Origin of the sequence: Tessaracoccus oleiagri, from assembly GCF_900103275.1 — a bacterium.
Classification (GTDB): Bacteria; Actinomycetota; Actinomycetes; order Propionibacteriales; family Propionibacteriaceae; genus Arachnia; species Arachnia oleiagri.
Map to the genome: position 1 here is coordinate 66,186 of NZ_FNGP01000005.1, position 14,563 is coordinate 80,748.

A 14,563-nucleotide genomic window follows, 5' to 3' on the forward strand; every position below is an offset into this window, starting at 1 on the left:
AGAGGTACCTCATGAGTGCTGAAGCGATCCTTGTCCTAGAGGATGGACGCGTGTTCCGTGGTCAATCGTTCGGCGCTGAGGGGGAGACGTTCGGCGAACTCGTCTTCAACACCGGCATGTCCGGTTACCAGGAGACGCTGACCGATCCCAGCTACCGCGGGCAGGTGGTCCTGATGACCGCCCCACACATCGGCAACACGGGCTGGAACGATGACGACGCGGAGTCCGGCCAGATCTGGGTGGCCGGCTTCATCGTCCGCGACCCGGCCCCGCGCCCCTCGAACTGGCGCTCCACCCGCAGCCTCGACGCGGCCCTGGCCGAGCAGGGGATCGTCGGCATCTCCGACATCGACACCCGGGCGCTCACGCGGCACATCCGCGACCGGGGCGCCATGCGGGTCGGGATCTCCACCACCACCCTCGACGAGGCGCAGCTGCTGGAGCGCGTGCTGTCACAACCCGTCATGACCGGCGCGGACCTGGCGTCGGAGGTGTCCACGAAGGCCGGGTACGTCGTGGAGGCGGTGGGGGAGAAGCGGTTCACCGTCGTCGCCCTGGACCTCGGCATCAAGTCGATGACGCCCAACCAGCTCGCGGCGCGCGGGATCGAGGTCCACGTCCTGCCCTCGCACGCCTCCTACGAGGACATCGCGGGCGTGGAGCCGGACGGGGTGTTCTTCTCCAACGGTCCCGGCGACCCGGCGGCGGCCGACGGCCCCGTCGCCGTGCTGCGCGACGTACTCGACGCGGAGATCCCCTTCTTCGGCATCTGCTTCGGCAACCAGCTCTTCGGCCGCGCCCTCGGCCTGGGCACGTACAAATTGAAGTTCGGCCATCGCGGCATCAACCAGCCGGTGCTCGACCGGACCACGGGCCGGGTGGAGGTCACCGCGCACAACCACGGGTTCGCGGTCGACGCGCCGCTCGAGGGCAGCGTCGGGACCCCCTACGGTGAGGTGACCGTCAGCCACGTCGGCCTCAACGACCAAGTGGTCGAGGGCCTCGAGCTCCGGCGCGACGGCGACCTCGTCGGCTTCTCCGTGCAGTACCACCCCGAGGCGGCGGCGGGACCCCACGACGCCAACTACCTCTTCGACCGCTTCGTCGACGTCATGCGAAAGGATGCCTGATGCCTCGCCGCACCGACATCTCCTCGATCCTCGTCATCGGTTCCGGGCCGATCGTCATCGGCCAGGCCTGTGAGTTCGACTACTCGGGCACGCAGGCCTGCCGCGTGCTGCGCGAGGAGGGCTACCGCGTCGTCCTCGTGAACTCCAACCCGGCCACCATCATGACCGACCCCGACTTCGCCGACGCCACCTACGTAGAGCCGATCACGCCGGAGTTCGTCGAGAAGGTCATCGCGAAGGAACGCCCCGACGCAGTCCTGGCCACCCTCGGCGGCCAGACCGCGCTCAACACCGCCGTCGCCCTCCATGACAACGGTGTGCTGGAGAAGTACGGCGTGGAGCTGATCGGGGCCTCCGTCGAGGCGATCCAGCGCGGCGAGGACCGCGAGCGCTTCAAGGAGATCGTCCTGGGGATGGACTACATCGCCGGCGGGGCGCCGGAGGTGGCCAAGTCCCAGATCTGCCACACGATGGACGAGGTGATCGCCGCCGCCGAGGAACTCGGCTACCCGGTGGTCGTGCGGCCGAGCTTCACGATGGGTGGCGTCGGCTCGGGCTTCGCGCATGACGAGCGCGAACTGCGCTCCATCGCGGGCGCCGGGCTTGCGGCGAGCCCCGTCACCGAGGTCCTGATCGAGGAGTCGATCCTCGGCTGGAAGGAGTACGAGCTCGAGGTCATGCGCGACAAGGCGGACAACGTCGTGATCGTCTGCTCCATCGAGAACTTCGACCCCATGGGCGTCCACACCGGCGACTCGATCACGGTAGCGCCGGCCATGACGCTCACCGACCGCGAGTTCCAGCGGATGCGCGACATCGGCATCGCAGTCATCCGCGAGGTCGGCGTCGAGACCGGCGGTTGCAACATCCAGTTCGCCGTCAACCCCGACGACGGCCGCATGATCGTCATCGAGATGAACCCCCGCGTCTCGCGGAGTTCCGCCCTCGCGTCGAAGGCCACCGGCTTCCCGATCGCGAAGATCGCCGCGAAGGTCGCCGTCGGCTACACCCTCGACGAGATCCCCAACGACATCACGGGGGAGACGCCGGCGAGCTTCGAGCCGACGCTCGACTACGTGATCGTCAAGATCCCCCGCTTCGCCTTCGAGAAGTTCCCCGCCGCCGAGTCGACGCTCACCACCCACATGAAGTCCGTCGGCGAGGTCATGGGCATCGGCCGCAACTTCGCCGAGGCCCTCGGCAAGGCGCTGCGCTCGCTGGAAGATCCCAAGGCGCCATTCGACTTCGTGTCCGACCCCGGCGACGTCGACGAGCTGCTCACCGAGATCGCCCGTCCCCACGACGGCAGGCTCGCAAAGGTGATGCTGGCGCTCCGGGCCGGGGCCACCGTCGAGCAGGTCTTCGAGGCCACCAAGATCGACCCGTGGTTCCTGGACCAGCTCATGCTCATCCTCGAGGTGGCGCGCGAGGTGCAGTCCGCGAAGGACCTGACCCCGGCGCTGCTGCGCCGCGCCAAGCGGTACGGCCTCTCGGACCAGCAGGTCGCCTCGCTGCGGAGCCTCAGCACCGACGTCGTGCGCGGCGTCCGGCACGCCCTGGGAATCCGCCCGGTCTACAAGGCCGTCGACACCTGCGCCGCGGAGTTCGAGGCGCTGACCCCCTACCTGTACTCCACGTTCGACGAGGAGACCGAGGTGCCCCCGCGCACCAAGGAGGCGGTCCTGATCCTCGGCTCGGGCCCCAACCGCATCGGGCAGGGCATCGAGTTCGACTACTCGTGTGTGCACGCGACGATGGCGCTGCGGGAGGCCGGCTACGAGACCGTCATGGTCAACTGCAACCCCGAGACCGTCTCCACGGACTACGACACCGCCGACCGGCTCTACTTCGAGCCGCTCACGGCCGAGGACGTCCTCGAGGTCTACCACGCCGAGCTGGCGGCCGGCCCCGTCGCCGGCGTCATCTGCCAGCTGGGCGGGCAGACGCCGCTCAAGCTCGCCCAGACGCTCAAGGACGCCGGCGTGCCGATCGTCGGCACCAGCCCCGAGGCCATCGACCTGGCGGAGGAGCGCGGCGCCTTCGGCCGCGTGCTCGAACGCGCCGGGCTCACGGCCCCGAAGCACGGCATGGCCCACTCCTTCGAGGAGGCGAAGTCCATCGCCGCCGAGATCGGCTACCCGGTCCTGGTGCGTCCCAGCTACGTGCTCGGCGGCCGCGGCATGAAGATCGTCTACAACGACGAGTCGATGGCCCGCTACATCCAGGAGGCCACCGAGGTCTCCGAGGACAAGCCGGTCCTGGTGGACCGCTTCCTGGGCGACGCCGTCGAGATCGACGTGGATGCGCTCTACGACGGCGAGGAGCTCTACATCGGCGGCATCATGGAGCACATCGAGGAGGCCGGCATCCACTCCGGCGACTCCGCGTGCGCGCTCCCGCCGATCACGCTCGGGGACGCCGCCATCCGGCAGATCCGCGAGGCGACGCTGGCCATCGCCGAGGGCGTCGGGGTGCGGGGGCTGATCAACATCCAGTTCGCGCTGCTCTCCGACCGGCTCTACGTGCTGGAGGCCAACCCGCGGGCGTCGCGGACGGTGCCGTTCGTGTCCAAGGCGACGGACACGTCGCTCGCGAAGGCCGCCGCCCTGCTGATGATGGGCCGCTCGATCGCGCAGCTGCGCAGCGAGGGCTGGCTGGACGCCGAGGGGGACGGCAGCACGATGGACCCGCGGGGTCCGGTCGCGGTCAAGGAGGCCGTCATGCCGTTCAACCGCTTCCGCACCAGCAGCGGTGCCTTCGTCGACACGCTCCTCGGCCCCGAGATGCGCTCCACCGGCGAGGTGATGGGGCTCTCCGACAACTTCGGCACCGCCTACGCCAAGTCGCAGGCGGCCGGCGGCGGGCCGCTGCCCACCGGCGGAACCCTGTTCGTCTCGATCGCCGACCGCGACAAGCGCCACGCGATCTGGCCGCTGCGCCGCTTCGTCGACCTCGGCTTCAAGCTGCTGGCCACCCGTGGCACCGCGTCGGTCCTGCGGCGCAACGGGGTCGAGGTCGAGGAGGTCACCAAGCTCTCGGAGCGGACCGCCGACGAGCAGCGGCCGAGCATCACCGAGCTGATCACCTCGGGGGAGATCGACCTGATCTTCAACACCCCCGACGGCGGCAGCGCCGGGGAGAGCACCCGGGAGGACGGCTACTTCATCCGCACGGCCGCGGTCCTCGCCGACGTCCCCCTGATCACCACCGTGCCCGGCCTCGCGGCCGCCGCGCAGGGGATCGAGGCGAAGCAGCGGGGCGAGATCGACGTGCGCTCGCTGCAGGACTGGCGCTGAGCCATGCGGATCCCGACCAGGCTGCTGCGCGACGGGTACCGGCTGGCGCGCACGGGCCTGTTCCGCGTCGACCCCGAGGTCGTCCATGAGCGGATGATCGACGCACTGGGCGCGCTCCCCGCCACCCGGCGGGCCGTCGAGGCCGATCCGGTCACGATCGCCGGCATCCGCTTCCCCAACCGGGTCGGGCTGGCGGCCGGCCTCGACAAGGACGGGATCGCCGCCCGCGTCTGGGCACGGTTCGGGTTCGGTTTCGCCGAGCTGGGGACCGTGACCGCCCGCCCGCAGCCGGGCAACGAGCGGCCGAGGCTGTTCCGCGGCCCGGCCTCGCGGGCGATCGTCAACCGGATGGGGTTCAACAACGCCGGCGCCGAGGCGCTCGCCGCCCGGCTGCGGGGGTACGGCGCCGCGCGCGGCAACCTCGCCCTCGGCATTCCGATCGGGGTCTCCATCGGGAAGACCAAGGTGGTGCCGCTGGAGGAGTCCACCGACGACTACCTCACCTCCCTTCGAGCCGTGGCCCCGGTGGCCGACTACGTGGCCGTCAACGTCTCGAGCCCCAACACGCCCGGCCTGCGCTCCCTCCAGGCGGCGGCGGAGATGGAGGCGCTGCTCACCGCCATCACGTCGGCTGCGGCGACCCTCAACGACCTGCCCGTCTTCGTGAAACTGGCACCCGACCTGGACGCCGCAGCCCTCGCCGACACGCTCCGGGTGATCAGCGCCTGCGGCGCGGCCGGCGTCATCGCCACCAACACCACGCTGTCGCGCGAAGGCCTCGCGGGCGCCGACGCCGCGCTGCGGTCCGAAGCCGGTGGGTTGAGCGGGGCGCCGCTGACCGCGCGCGCACTGGCGTTCGTCGAGCGGGTCACCAAGAAGACGGACCTACCGGTGATCGGCGTCGGGGGCATCATGGCCCCCCGCGACGGGGCCCGCATGTTCGACGCCGGCGCGGCGCTGCTCCAGCTCTACACCGGCTTCATCTACGAGGGACCCGCCCTCGTCCGTGGAATCCAGGAGTGGGGAGCCTCATGACCTATCGACAGCGCCTCGGAGCGGCGGTCTCCGCGCGCGGGAACCTCTGCGTGGGGATCGACCCCATGCCGTCGGTGCTCGCCGCCTGGGGCGTCGCCGCCGACGTGAACGGGCTGGAGCGGGTGGCGCGCGGCATCGTCGAACGCCTCGGCACGCGCGCGGCGGTGTTCAAGCCGCAGTCGGCGTTCTTCGAGCCCTTCGGCTCAGCCGGGATCGCCGTGCTCGAGCGGGTCCTGGCGGACATCCGCGAGGCGGGGGCGCTGTCCATCCTCGACGTGAAGCGCGGCGACATCGGTTCCTCCATGGACGGTTACGCGACGGCCTACCTCGCCGAGGGCGCCCCGCTCGCCGCCGACGCCATCACGCTCAGCCCCTACCTCGGCGTGCGGACGTTGACGCCCGCGTTCGAGCTGGCCAAGGTGCACGGTCGCGGGATCTACGTGCTCGCACGCACCTCGAACCCAGGCGGGGGCCACGTCCAGGGGGCGATCACCGACGCCGGCACGTCGGTGGCGCAGCACGTCCTCGACGAGCTCGACCGCCTCAACCCGGAGCACGACGGGCTCCTCGGCGCCGTGCTCGGAGCGACGCACCACGACCTCGGCTGCGACCCCTCGGGCTTCACCGGATCGATCCTCGCACCGGGCATCGGGGCGCAGGGAGCCACGATGGGTGACCTCGCCCGCACCTTCGGCGCCGCCCTCGGCAACGTCCTGCCAACCGCGAGCCGGCAGGTGATCGGGGGCGGACCGGAAGAGCTTTTCTCGCGGTTCGAAGAGTTGCTATCGTAATTGTCCTGTCAGGCACTACGGTTAGTGCACCTCAGTGCGATGACAATGGACTATCCACGTGACAACGAACTACGCACCACGCAGAGGCGGATTGGAGCATCTTCATGGCGATCCCCAAGCTAAGCAGCGAGCAGTTGGCAGCTGCCCGGGCTTCGGCTACCGAAGCACGGCGCACCCGTGCAGAACTCAAGGATCAGGTCAAGAACCAGGAGCTCTCCTTCATGGAGGCACTCGAGAAGGCCCAGGGCGACGAGACGCTTTCGCGGATCAAGGTCGTCGACCTCCTCAGGGCCGTGCCGCGGGTCGGGGTCACCCGTGCGGGCGAGATCCTGGAGTCGGCGCAGATCTCGGCCAACCGCCGCATCCGGGGCCTCGGCCGGCACCAGGTCGAGCGGCTCTCGGAGTTCTTCGCCTAGACTTGCGCGGGTGAATGCCGCCAAGCTCTGGATCATCTCGGGGCCGAGCGCAGTCGGTAAGGGAACCGTCTGCGCTCGGCTCCGTCATTTGCACTCAGAACCCTTCTACTCCGTCTCTGCCACCACCCGGCCGCCGCGGCCGGGGGAGATCCCGGGGGAGAGCTACCACTTCATCAGCGCGGAGGAGTTCGACGACCTGGTGGCGGACAACCAGTTCCTCGAGTGGGCCGTCGTGCACGGCACCCACCGATACGGCACCCCCCGCCGCCCCGTCGACGAGGCCATCGCGGCCGGGCGGCACGTGATCCTCGAGATCGACCTGCAGGGAGCGCGCCAGGTCAAGGAGCGGATGCCCGAGGCGCAGCTCGTGTTCCTGACGCCGCCGTCCTGGGACGAGCTGGTCAACCGGCTCGTCGGTCGCGGCACCGAGGACGAGGCGGGACGGGCGCGCCGCCTCGAGACCGCCCGGGAGGAGATGGCCTCGATCTCCGAGGCCGACCACGTGATCGAGAACGTCACGGTCGGGGAAACGGTGAAGGCTTTGGTAAGCTTGCTGGGATTGTGATCACCACTAGCCAGAAGGTCACCTTGAACATTACTGAAGGCATTACCAATCCGCCGGTCGACGAGCTGATCGACAACATCGACTCGAAGTACCGACTGGTGCTGTTCGCGGCCAAGCGCGCCCGCCAGATCAACGCGTACTACTCGCAGCTCGGCGAGGGCCTGCTCGAGAACGTCGGCCCCATGGTGCCGGCCACCCCCGAGGAGAAGCCGCTCAGCATCGCGCTGCGCGAGATCCGCGAGGGGATGCTCCAGTACACGGAGATCGACCCGGAGGCCGAGCTGGCCGAGCGCCCGTCGGAAGAGGCTGCATTCAGCTTCGTCAACCCGTTCGACGACACCGACCCCGCCTCCTGATCTGACAGACTTCCCGGCGTCGCCGGGTTTGGTGGCTTGTTGCCACCGCAAAAAGTTACGAGCGGCTTGTGGCCGCAGAAGGAGCTCCATCATGAGCCGACTGTTCACGTCCGAATCAGTCACAGAGGGTCACCCGGACAAGATCGCGGATTCCATCTCCGACGCCGTCCTGGACGCCCTCATCGCGCAGGACCCCACCTCTCGCGTGGCGGTCGAGACCCTGATCACCACCGGCCTCGTGGTGGTCGCTGGTGAGGTCACCACCGAGGCCTACGCCAACGTCGGGCAGATCGTCCGCGACCGCATAACGAGCATCGGGTACCGCTCCTCGAAGGTCGGCTTCGACGGCGCGTCCTGCGGCGTGTCGGTGGCGATCGGTGCCCAGTCGCCCGACATCGCCCAGGGCGTCGACCACGCGATCGAGAGCCGCAGCGGCAGCGTCGACGCCTTCGCCCAACAGGGCGCGGGCGACCAGGGCCTCATGTTCGGCTACGCCTGCAACGAGACCCCGTCGCTGATGCCGTTGCCCATCGAGATCGCCCACCGGATGGCCGAGGAACTCGCGTCCGTGCGCAAGCGCGAGGCGCTGGACTACCTGCGCCCCGACGGTAAGACGCAGGTCACCGTCCGCTACGACGAGCACGGCCGACCCGAGGGGATCGACACCGTCCTCGTCTCCACCCAGCACGACCCGGGCGTCGACCTCGACACGCAGATCCGCCCGGACATCGAGCGGCTCGTCATCACGCCGGTCCTCGAGCGGCTGGGCTTCGACGGCCATGATCCCCGCATCATCGTCAACCCCACCGGGAAGTTCGTGATCGGCGGCCCGATGGGAGACGCCGGGCTCACCGGCCGCAAGATCATCGTCGACACCTACGGCGGCATGGCCCGCCACGGCGGTGGCGCCTTCTCCGGCAAGGACCCCTCCAAGGTGGACCGCTCGGCCGCGTACGCGCTGCGCTGGGTGGCGAAGAACGTCGTCGCCGCCGGCCTGGCGGACCGCGCCGAGGCGCAGGTGGCGTACGCCATCGGCAAGGCGGAGCCCGTCGGGTTCTACATCGACACGTTCGGCACCGGCAAGGTCCCGGAGTCGCAGATCGAGGAGGCGGTGCTCGAGGTGTTCGACCTCCGCCCGGCCGCGATCATCCACGACCTCGACCTGCTGCGCCCGATCTACAGCGAGTTCACCGTGTACGGCCACTTCGGCCGCGAGGTGCCGAACGCCACCTGGGAGCGTACCGACCGCGCCGATCGTCTGGCGGCCGCGGTCAAGGGCTGAGGATGACCGTCCCGCTGGTCGAGGTGCCGGGGCGTCGGGTGGCGAGGGTCGCCGTCGACAACGCCCTCCCGCACCTCGACCGGCTGTTCGACTACGCCGTCCCCGAGGCGATCGCCGAGACCGTGGTCCCCGGCTGCCGCGTGAAGATCCGGTTCGCGGGGCTGGTGCGCGATGGCTGGGTGGTCGAGCTCGGCGAGAGCAGCGCCTTCGACGGTGAGCTGGACCGGCTGCTCAAGGTGGTCTCGTCGGAGCCCGTCCTCACCCCGTCGACGAACCGTCTCATCCGTGCGGTCGCGGACCACTACGCGGGCGTCTGGTGGGACGTCGCCCGGCTCGCGGTGCCCCCACGCCACTCCACCACCGAGAAGGCGCCGCAGCGGGAGTGGCCGGCCCCGCTGGCGCCGGAGCCGGTGGGCGTCCTCGCGGAGTACCCGACGGGCGACGGCTTCCTGGCAGCGCTCGCCGACGGGAAGTCGCCGCGGGCCGCGTGGCAGGCCGCACCCGTCGAGGGGCGCGCCGACCTCGTCGAGGGGGCCATCGAGGCCGCCGCCGCCACCCTCGCCTCCGGCAGGGGCGTCGTGGTGGTCGTCCCGACGATCCGCGAACTCGACCGCGCGCTGCCCAGGTTCCAGGCGGCCTTCGGCGCGCAGGCCGTCGCCACCCTCGCGGCGGAGCACGGCCGGTCGCCGCGCTACCGCAACTACCTCGCCCTGGTCCGGGGCCAGGCCCGCATCGTCGTGGGGACGCGCAGCGCCGTCTTCGCGCCGGTGCCGGATCCCGGACTGGTCGTCGTGATCGACGAGGGCTCGGACCTGCACGTCGAACTCCGTGCCCCCTACTTCCACGCCCGCACCGTCGCGATCCTGCGCTCGTCGCTGGAGGGCACGGGGCTGCTCCTCGCGAGCCACGGCCGCCCGGTCGACACCCACGCGTTGGTGGAGCGGGAGTGGCTGCACGAACTGCGCCGCCCGCCGGCCGAGCTCCGCCGCCTCTGCGCGCCGGTCCGGACCGTGAGCGAGCAGGACCGCGAGCGCGACCCCACGGCGGCCAGGCTGCGCATCCCCTCCGCGGCGTTCCGCTTCCTGCGCGCACAGCTGCCCGTGGGACCCGTCCTCGTCCAGGTGCCCATGTCCGGCCACGCCGCCGCGCTCGCCTGCGAACGGTGCCGCAACCTCGCCCGCTGCCCGCGATGCGACTCCATGCTCCGAGCCCGGCGCCGCGACGAGCCCGAGTGCACCATGTGCGGGCACCGACCGGTGCGGTGGGAATGCCGCGAGTGCCACGGCACCAGGCTCCGCACCCCGCTCCCGGGCGCCCAGCGCACGGCCGAGGAGCTGGCCCGCGCGTTCCCGGGGGTCCTCGCGATCAACAGCTCCCAGGACCGCATCCGCGACGAGGCCCCCGACGAGTCCGCCCTCGTCGTCGCGACCCCGGGCGCCGAGCCGCGCGTCCCCGGCGGCTACGCCGGGCTCCTCGTGCTCGACGCCGACGCGACGCTCGCCCGGGCTGACATCCGCGCACCCGAGGAGGCCATGCGGCGCTGGCTCAACGCACTGGCGCTCGTACGGCCCGCGACGGAGGGCGGCAGCGGGCTGATCGTCGGCGCGGAGCTGCACCCGGCGGTCCAGGCGCTCGCCCGGCTCGACGCGGTGGCCCTCGCGGAGCGCGAGCTCGCCGACCGCGCCTCGGCGAGGCTCTCGCCCACGGTGCGCACAGCCCGCGTCACCGGCGAACCGGAGCCCCTGCGCGCGTTCCTGCGTAATGTTTCCTGGGACGAGGCCGAGGTCCTCGGGCCCACCGAGGTGGGGCCGGAACGGTGGGCGGCGCTGCTGCGCGCCGACCTGCGGCAGGGGCGGGCGTTCGTCGCACAGGTCAAGTCGGCGGCCGCCATCCGGTCCGCCAAGAAGCAGGGCGGTGTCCTGCACTACCAGGTCGATCCGGAGGTCATGCAATGAGACTGGTGTTCGCGGGGACCCCCGACGTGGCGGTGCCGTCGCTCGAGGCACTGGCGGCGTCCGGGCACGAGGTGGTCGGAGTGATCACGCGACCGGACGCCCCGGCGGGGCGGGGACGCCGGCTCACGGCGTCGCCCGTGGCCGCGAAGGCCGTGGAGCTCGGACTGCCCGTGCTGAAGCCGGCGCACCCCCGCGACGAGGACTTCCAGCGGCAGCTGCGGGACCTGGCCCCCGACGTCTGCCCGGTGGTGGCCTACGGGGCGCTGCTGCCGCAGTCGGCGCTCGACATCCCCGCCCGCGGCTGGGTCAACCTCCACTTCTCCCTGCTCCCGCGCTGGCGCGGAGCCGCGCCGGTGCAGCGGGCCATCATGGCGGGCGATGCCGAGACGGGGACCACCTGCTTCCGGATCGTCCGCGCGCTCGACGCCGGCCCCGTGTACGAGGTCGAGTCCGTCCCCATGCCCGACGAGACGGCCGGCGAACTGCTGGCCCGCCTCGCGGTGTCGGGGGCGCGCCAGCTCGTCCGCGTCATGGACGCCATCGAAGGCGGTGCCGAGCCGGTGCCGCAGGCCGAGGAGGGCGTCACCGTCGCCGCGAAGCTCACGAGCGACGACGCACGCGTCGACTTCGCGCGCACCGCCGCCGAGGTGCGCAACCACATCATGGGGTGCTCGCCGGATCCCGGCGCCTGGTGCGAACTCGACGGCACCCGGTTGAAGCTCTACCGCGCGAGCGTCGCGGAGGGGGTGTCCGCCGCCCCCGGGGAACTCGTCGTCACGAAGCGCCAGGTGTTCGCGGGCACCGCCGACGGGGCGGTCGAGCTCCTCGAGGTCCAGGCACCGGGCAAGCGCCGGATGGCAGCCGTCGACTGGGCTCGCGGCGGCGTGTCCGGGGTGCTCTCGTGAGCCGCGCCGTCGCCTTCGACGTGCTGCGGCAGGTGACCGCCGAGGGCGCCTACGCCAACCTCGCGCTGTCCAAGCGCCTGGCCACGGCGCAGCTCCCCAGCCGCGATGCGGCGTTCGTCACCGAGCTCGTGTCCGGGACCTGCCGGCTGATGGGCAGCTACGACCTGGTGATCGAGGCGGCCGCCGGACGCCGGCTCGGTACCCTCCAGCCCGCGGTCGTGGACGTGCTGCGCCTCGGCGCGCACCAGATCCTCAGCATGCGCATCCCGCCGCACGCCGCCGTCGGCGCCACCGTCGACCTGGCGAAGAAGAGGATCGGCGCCCGCGTGAGCGGCCTCGTGAACGCGGTCCTGCGGAAGATCGCCCGACGCAGCCTCGACGAGTGGCTCGCCGACGCCGCCTCCGGCGCCTACGAACTCACCGCGGCCGCCATCCGCGGGCACCATCCGGTGTGGGTGGCGGAGGCCTTCGCCGACGTGCTGCCCGCCGGGGAACTGGAGGCGGCGCTGGCCGCCGACAACGTGGCCCCGGTCCCGACGTTGGTCGTCCGCCCGGGGCTGGCCACCGTCGACGAACTGGGCGGGGAACCGACGGCGTACTCGCCCTTCGGCGCCACCGTCGCCGGGGCGCCCGGTGACGTGCCGGCGGTCCGGGAGGGGCGCGCCGGCGTCCAGGACGAGGGGTCGCAGCTCGTCGCCCTGGCGTTGTCCCGGGCGGCGGCGCCCGCCGGCCCCTGGCTGGACGTCTGCGCCGGCCCGGGCGGCAAGGCGGCCCTGCTGACCGGGCTCGCCCGGGAGGCCGGCACCTGGCTGCTCGCCAACGAGGTCCAGGAGCACCGCGCCACGCTGGTTCGTGGTGCGCTCCAGGCCTACCCGGACGCGCCCGTGGTGGTCGCCGACGGGACACGCCCCGCCTGGCGTGCCGGCACCTTCGCGAGGGTCATGGCCGACGTGCCGTGCACCGGACTGGGGGCGCTGCGCCGTCGCCCCGAATCCAGGTGGCGCCGCTCGTCGGCGGACGTCGAGGTCCTCGGTGGGTTGCAGCGCGGCCTGCTCGACTCCGCCATCGACTCCGTTGCGCCCGGGGGAGTGGTGGCCTATGCGACCTGCTCGCCCCACCGCGCCGAGACGCGCGACATCGTCGCGTCCGTGATGGGGGCCCGCGACGACGTCGAGCTGCTGGACGCGCCCGCGCACCTGCCGGAGGTCCCCGACGCGGCGGACGGCGACTTCGTCCAGCTGTGGCCGCACCGCCACCGCACCGACGCCATGTTCCTCGCCCTCATCCGGCGAACCCGCTGAGGAGGCCGCCGCGATAGGCTGGCGGTCATGAAGATCACGCCGAGCATCCTGAACGCCGACCTCGCGAACCTCGCCTCCGAGGTCGGCCGCATCTCGAATGCCGACATGGTCCACGTCGACGTGATGGACGGCCACTTCGTCCCCAACCTCAGCATCGGGCTGCCGGTGGTCGAGTCGCTGCTCAAGCACACCGACCTCCCGCTCGACATGCACCTGATGATCGAGAGCCCCGACGTGTGGGCGCCCCAGTACGCCGAGGCCGGCGCGCAGTCGGTGACCTTCCACATCGAGGCCGCCCGGGCACCCGTCCGGCTGGCCCGGGAACTGCGCAGGCTCGGGGCCCGCTCGTCGGCCGCGCTCAACCCCGCCACCCCGGTGGAGTCGGTGGCGACCATGCTCGACGAGGTCGACATGGTGCTCCTGATGACCGTCGAGCCGGGTTTCGGGGGCCAGAAGTTCCTCGACCTCGTCCTCCCGAAGATCAGGCAGCTGCGCAAGCTGATCGGGTCGCGCGACATCAGCGTCCAAGTGGACGGCGGGGTCTCCACCGAGACGATCGAGCGCTGCGCCGAGGCCGGCGCCGACGTGTTCGTCGCCGGTTCGGCGGTCTACCGGGCCGAGGACCCGAACGCCATGGTCGACGAGCTCCGTGCACTCGCCGTGCGGGCCTGCAGCCACTGACGCTGCCGAAGGCCGATCAGCGGTCGTTGCGGCCCCGCAGGTAGCGCTCGAACTCGGCGGCGATCCTGTCGCCGGAGTTCTCCTCGACGACCTCCTGGTCGCGCGCCTCCTCGAGCTGCTCGATGTAGTGCTCGATGTCCGGGTCCTGCCCGGCCAGCTCGTCGACGGCGGTCACCCACTGCTCCGCCTGCTGGTGGAGGTCGCCGCGGTCGAGCGTCACGCCGAGCACCGTCTCCAGCCGCTCCATCAGCTGCAGCTGGGCCTTCGGGTTCGGGGGGTTCGCGACGTAGTGCGGGACCGAGACCCACAGCGACGCGGTGGGCAGGCCGGCCTGCGCCAGCGCCTGGGTGAGGACGCCGACGATGCCGGTGGGACCGGAGTAGTCGGAGGTCTCGAAGCCGAGCCTGTCCTGGAGCTGTTCGCTGGCCGCGTACAGGCCGAGCGGGAACGGTCGGGAGTGGGGGGTGTCGGACAGCATCGCGCCCACCGCCACCACCAGGGTCGGCTCCAGCTCGCTGAGGCGCTCCACCATCAGCTGGCAGAAGCTGCGCCAACGCAGGTTGGGCTCCGGGCCGAGCACCACCACGATGTCGCGCTCGGGGTGCCGGACGCGGCGCAGGCGGATGCCCGGCCACTGGATCCAGGGCCCGTCGGCCTCGCGCTTGAGCACGGGGCGCGTCGCCTGGAAGTCGAAGAAGTTCTCGTCGTCGATCGGCTGCATCTCGTCGCCGGGCAGTCCGTCGATCAGGCGCTCCGCCAGATCGCTCGCGGCGTTGGCCGCGTCGTTCCACCCGCTGAAGGCGATCACGACGGCGGGGTCGCGGAGATCGGTCAGAGGTTCGAACTGCAT

Annotated in this window: 13 protein-coding genes; 12 read left to right on the plus strand and 1 reads right to left on the minus strand. The window is 71.4% G+C overall.

Features of this window, described 5'->3' with window-relative positions; all coding sequences use genetic code 11:
• Window positions 1-11 precede the first annotated feature (11 nt).
• The 12 genes from carA to rpe all read left to right on the plus strand — a co-directional run bounded on the left by carA (window position 12) and on the right by rpe (window position 13,713).
• Window positions 12-1,130, plus strand: coding sequence for a glutamine-hydrolyzing carbamoyl-phosphate synthase small subunit (gene carA / locus BLR46_RS12585; RefSeq protein WP_093252853.1), 1,119 nt, complete (start codon window positions 12-14; stop codon window positions 1,128-1,130).
• Window positions 1,130-4,426, plus strand: coding sequence for a carbamoyl-phosphate synthase large subunit (carB, locus tag BLR46_RS12590; protein WP_093252855.1), 3,297 nt, complete (start codon window positions 1,130-1,132; stop codon window positions 4,424-4,426). The genes carA and carB overlap by 1 nt, the downstream gene beginning before the upstream one ends.
• A 3-nt stretch (window positions 4,427-4,429) precedes the next feature.
• The gene (locus BLR46_RS12595; protein WP_093252856.1) at window positions 4,430-5,461 is read left to right on the plus strand and encodes a quinone-dependent dihydroorotate dehydrogenase; all 1,032 of its coding nucleotides are present in this window, start codon (window positions 4,430-4,432) and stop codon (window positions 5,459-5,461) included.
• Entirely contained in the window at window positions 5,458-6,252 is a 795-nt protein-coding gene (gene pyrF / locus BLR46_RS12600) for an orotidine-5'-phosphate decarboxylase (RefSeq protein ID WP_093253267.1), read from the plus strand. Before BLR46_RS12595 ends, pyrF begins: the two co-directional genes overlap by 4 nt.
• A gap of 104 nt (window positions 6,253-6,356) precedes the next feature.
• Window positions 6,357-6,668 (plus strand): integration host factor, actinobacterial type, encoded by a 312-nt coding sequence (gene mihF, locus BLR46_RS12605; protein ID WP_093252858.1) that lies wholly within the window; start codon window positions 6,357-6,359, stop codon window positions 6,666-6,668.
• A gap of 10 nt (window positions 6,669-6,678) precedes the next feature.
• Window positions 6,679-7,233, plus strand: a complete 555-nt coding sequence (gmk, locus tag BLR46_RS12610; protein ID WP_093252859.1) for a guanylate kinase — start codon at window positions 6,679-6,681, stop codon at window positions 7,231-7,233.
• The gene (gene rpoZ, locus BLR46_RS12615) at window positions 7,227-7,589 is read left to right on the plus strand and encodes a DNA-directed RNA polymerase subunit omega (RefSeq protein ID WP_425441404.1); all 363 of its coding nucleotides are present in this window, start codon (window positions 7,227-7,229) and stop codon (window positions 7,587-7,589) included. Before gmk ends, rpoZ begins: the two co-directional genes overlap by 7 nt.
• A 91-nt stretch (window positions 7,590-7,680) precedes the next feature.
• Window positions 7,681-8,871: a methionine adenosyltransferase gene (metK, locus tag BLR46_RS12620; RefSeq protein WP_176761773.1), complete on the plus strand. Its 1,191-nt coding sequence runs from the start codon at window positions 7,681-7,683 to the stop codon at window positions 8,869-8,871.
• Window positions 8,872-8,873: 2 nt separating this feature from the next.
• Window positions 8,874-10,826, plus strand: a complete 1,953-nt coding sequence (locus tag BLR46_RS12625; RefSeq protein ID WP_093252862.1) for a primosomal protein N' family DNA-binding protein — start codon at window positions 8,874-8,876, stop codon at window positions 10,824-10,826.
• Complete coding sequence (gene fmt, locus BLR46_RS12630) at window positions 10,823-11,731, plus strand: methionyl-tRNA formyltransferase (protein WP_093253274.1); 909 nt, start codon at window positions 10,823-10,825, stop codon at window positions 11,729-11,731. The genes BLR46_RS12625 and fmt overlap by 4 nt, the downstream gene beginning before the upstream one ends.
• Window positions 11,695-13,032 (plus strand): RsmB/NOP family class I SAM-dependent RNA methyltransferase, encoded by a 1,338-nt coding sequence (locus BLR46_RS12635; RefSeq protein WP_093253276.1) that lies wholly within the window; start codon window positions 11,695-11,697, stop codon window positions 13,030-13,032. Before fmt ends, BLR46_RS12635 begins: the two co-directional genes overlap by 37 nt.
• A 27-nt stretch (window positions 13,033-13,059) precedes the next feature.
• Window positions 13,060-13,713: a ribulose-phosphate 3-epimerase gene (rpe, locus tag BLR46_RS12640; RefSeq protein WP_093252863.1), complete on the plus strand. Its 654-nt coding sequence runs from the start codon at window positions 13,060-13,062 to the stop codon at window positions 13,711-13,713.
• A 16-nt stretch (window positions 13,714-13,729) separates the two neighbouring features.
• Here the strand turns inward: rpe and BLR46_RS12645 are convergent, their stop codons facing one another.
• On the minus strand, window positions 13,730-14,563 hold the full coding sequence (locus tag BLR46_RS12645) for a PAC2 family protein (protein WP_093252866.1): 834 nt from the start codon (window positions 14,561-14,563) through the stop codon (window positions 13,730-13,732).

Bases quoted from the DNA above. Each gene is read 5' to 3' on its own strand.
- carA (WP_093252853.1), top strand. From the start codon at position 12: ATGAGTGCTGAAGCGATCCTTGTCCTAGAGGATGGACGCGTGTTCCGT.
- carB (WP_093252855.1), top strand. From the start codon at position 1,130: ATGCCTCGCCGCACCGACATCTCCTCGATCCTCGTCATCGGTTCCGGG.
- BLR46_RS12595 (WP_093252856.1), top strand. From the start codon at position 4,430: ATGCGGATCCCGACCAGGCTGCTGCGCGACGGGTACCGGCTGGCGCGC.
- pyrF (WP_093253267.1), top strand. From the start codon at position 5,458: ATGACCTATCGACAGCGCCTCGGAGCGGCGGTCTCCGCGCGCGGGAAC.
- mihF (WP_093252858.1), top strand. From the start codon at position 6,357: ATGGCGATCCCCAAGCTAAGCAGCGAGCAGTTGGCAGCTGCCCGGGCT.
- metK (WP_176761773.1), top strand. From the start codon at position 7,681: ATGAGCCGACTGTTCACGTCCGAATCAGTCACAGAGGGTCACCCGGAC.
- BLR46_RS12625 (WP_093252862.1), top strand. From the start codon at position 8,874: ATGACCGTCCCGCTGGTCGAGGTGCCGGGGCGTCGGGTGGCGAGGGTC.
- fmt (WP_093253274.1), top strand. From the start codon at position 10,823: ATGAGACTGGTGTTCGCGGGGACCCCCGACGTGGCGGTGCCGTCGCTC.
- rpe (WP_093252863.1), top strand. From the start codon at position 13,060: ATGAAGATCACGCCGAGCATCCTGAACGCCGACCTCGCGAACCTCGCC.
- BLR46_RS12645 (WP_093252866.1), bottom strand. From the start codon at position 14,563: ATGCAGTTCGAACCTCTGACCGATCTCCGCGACCCCGCCGTCGTGATC.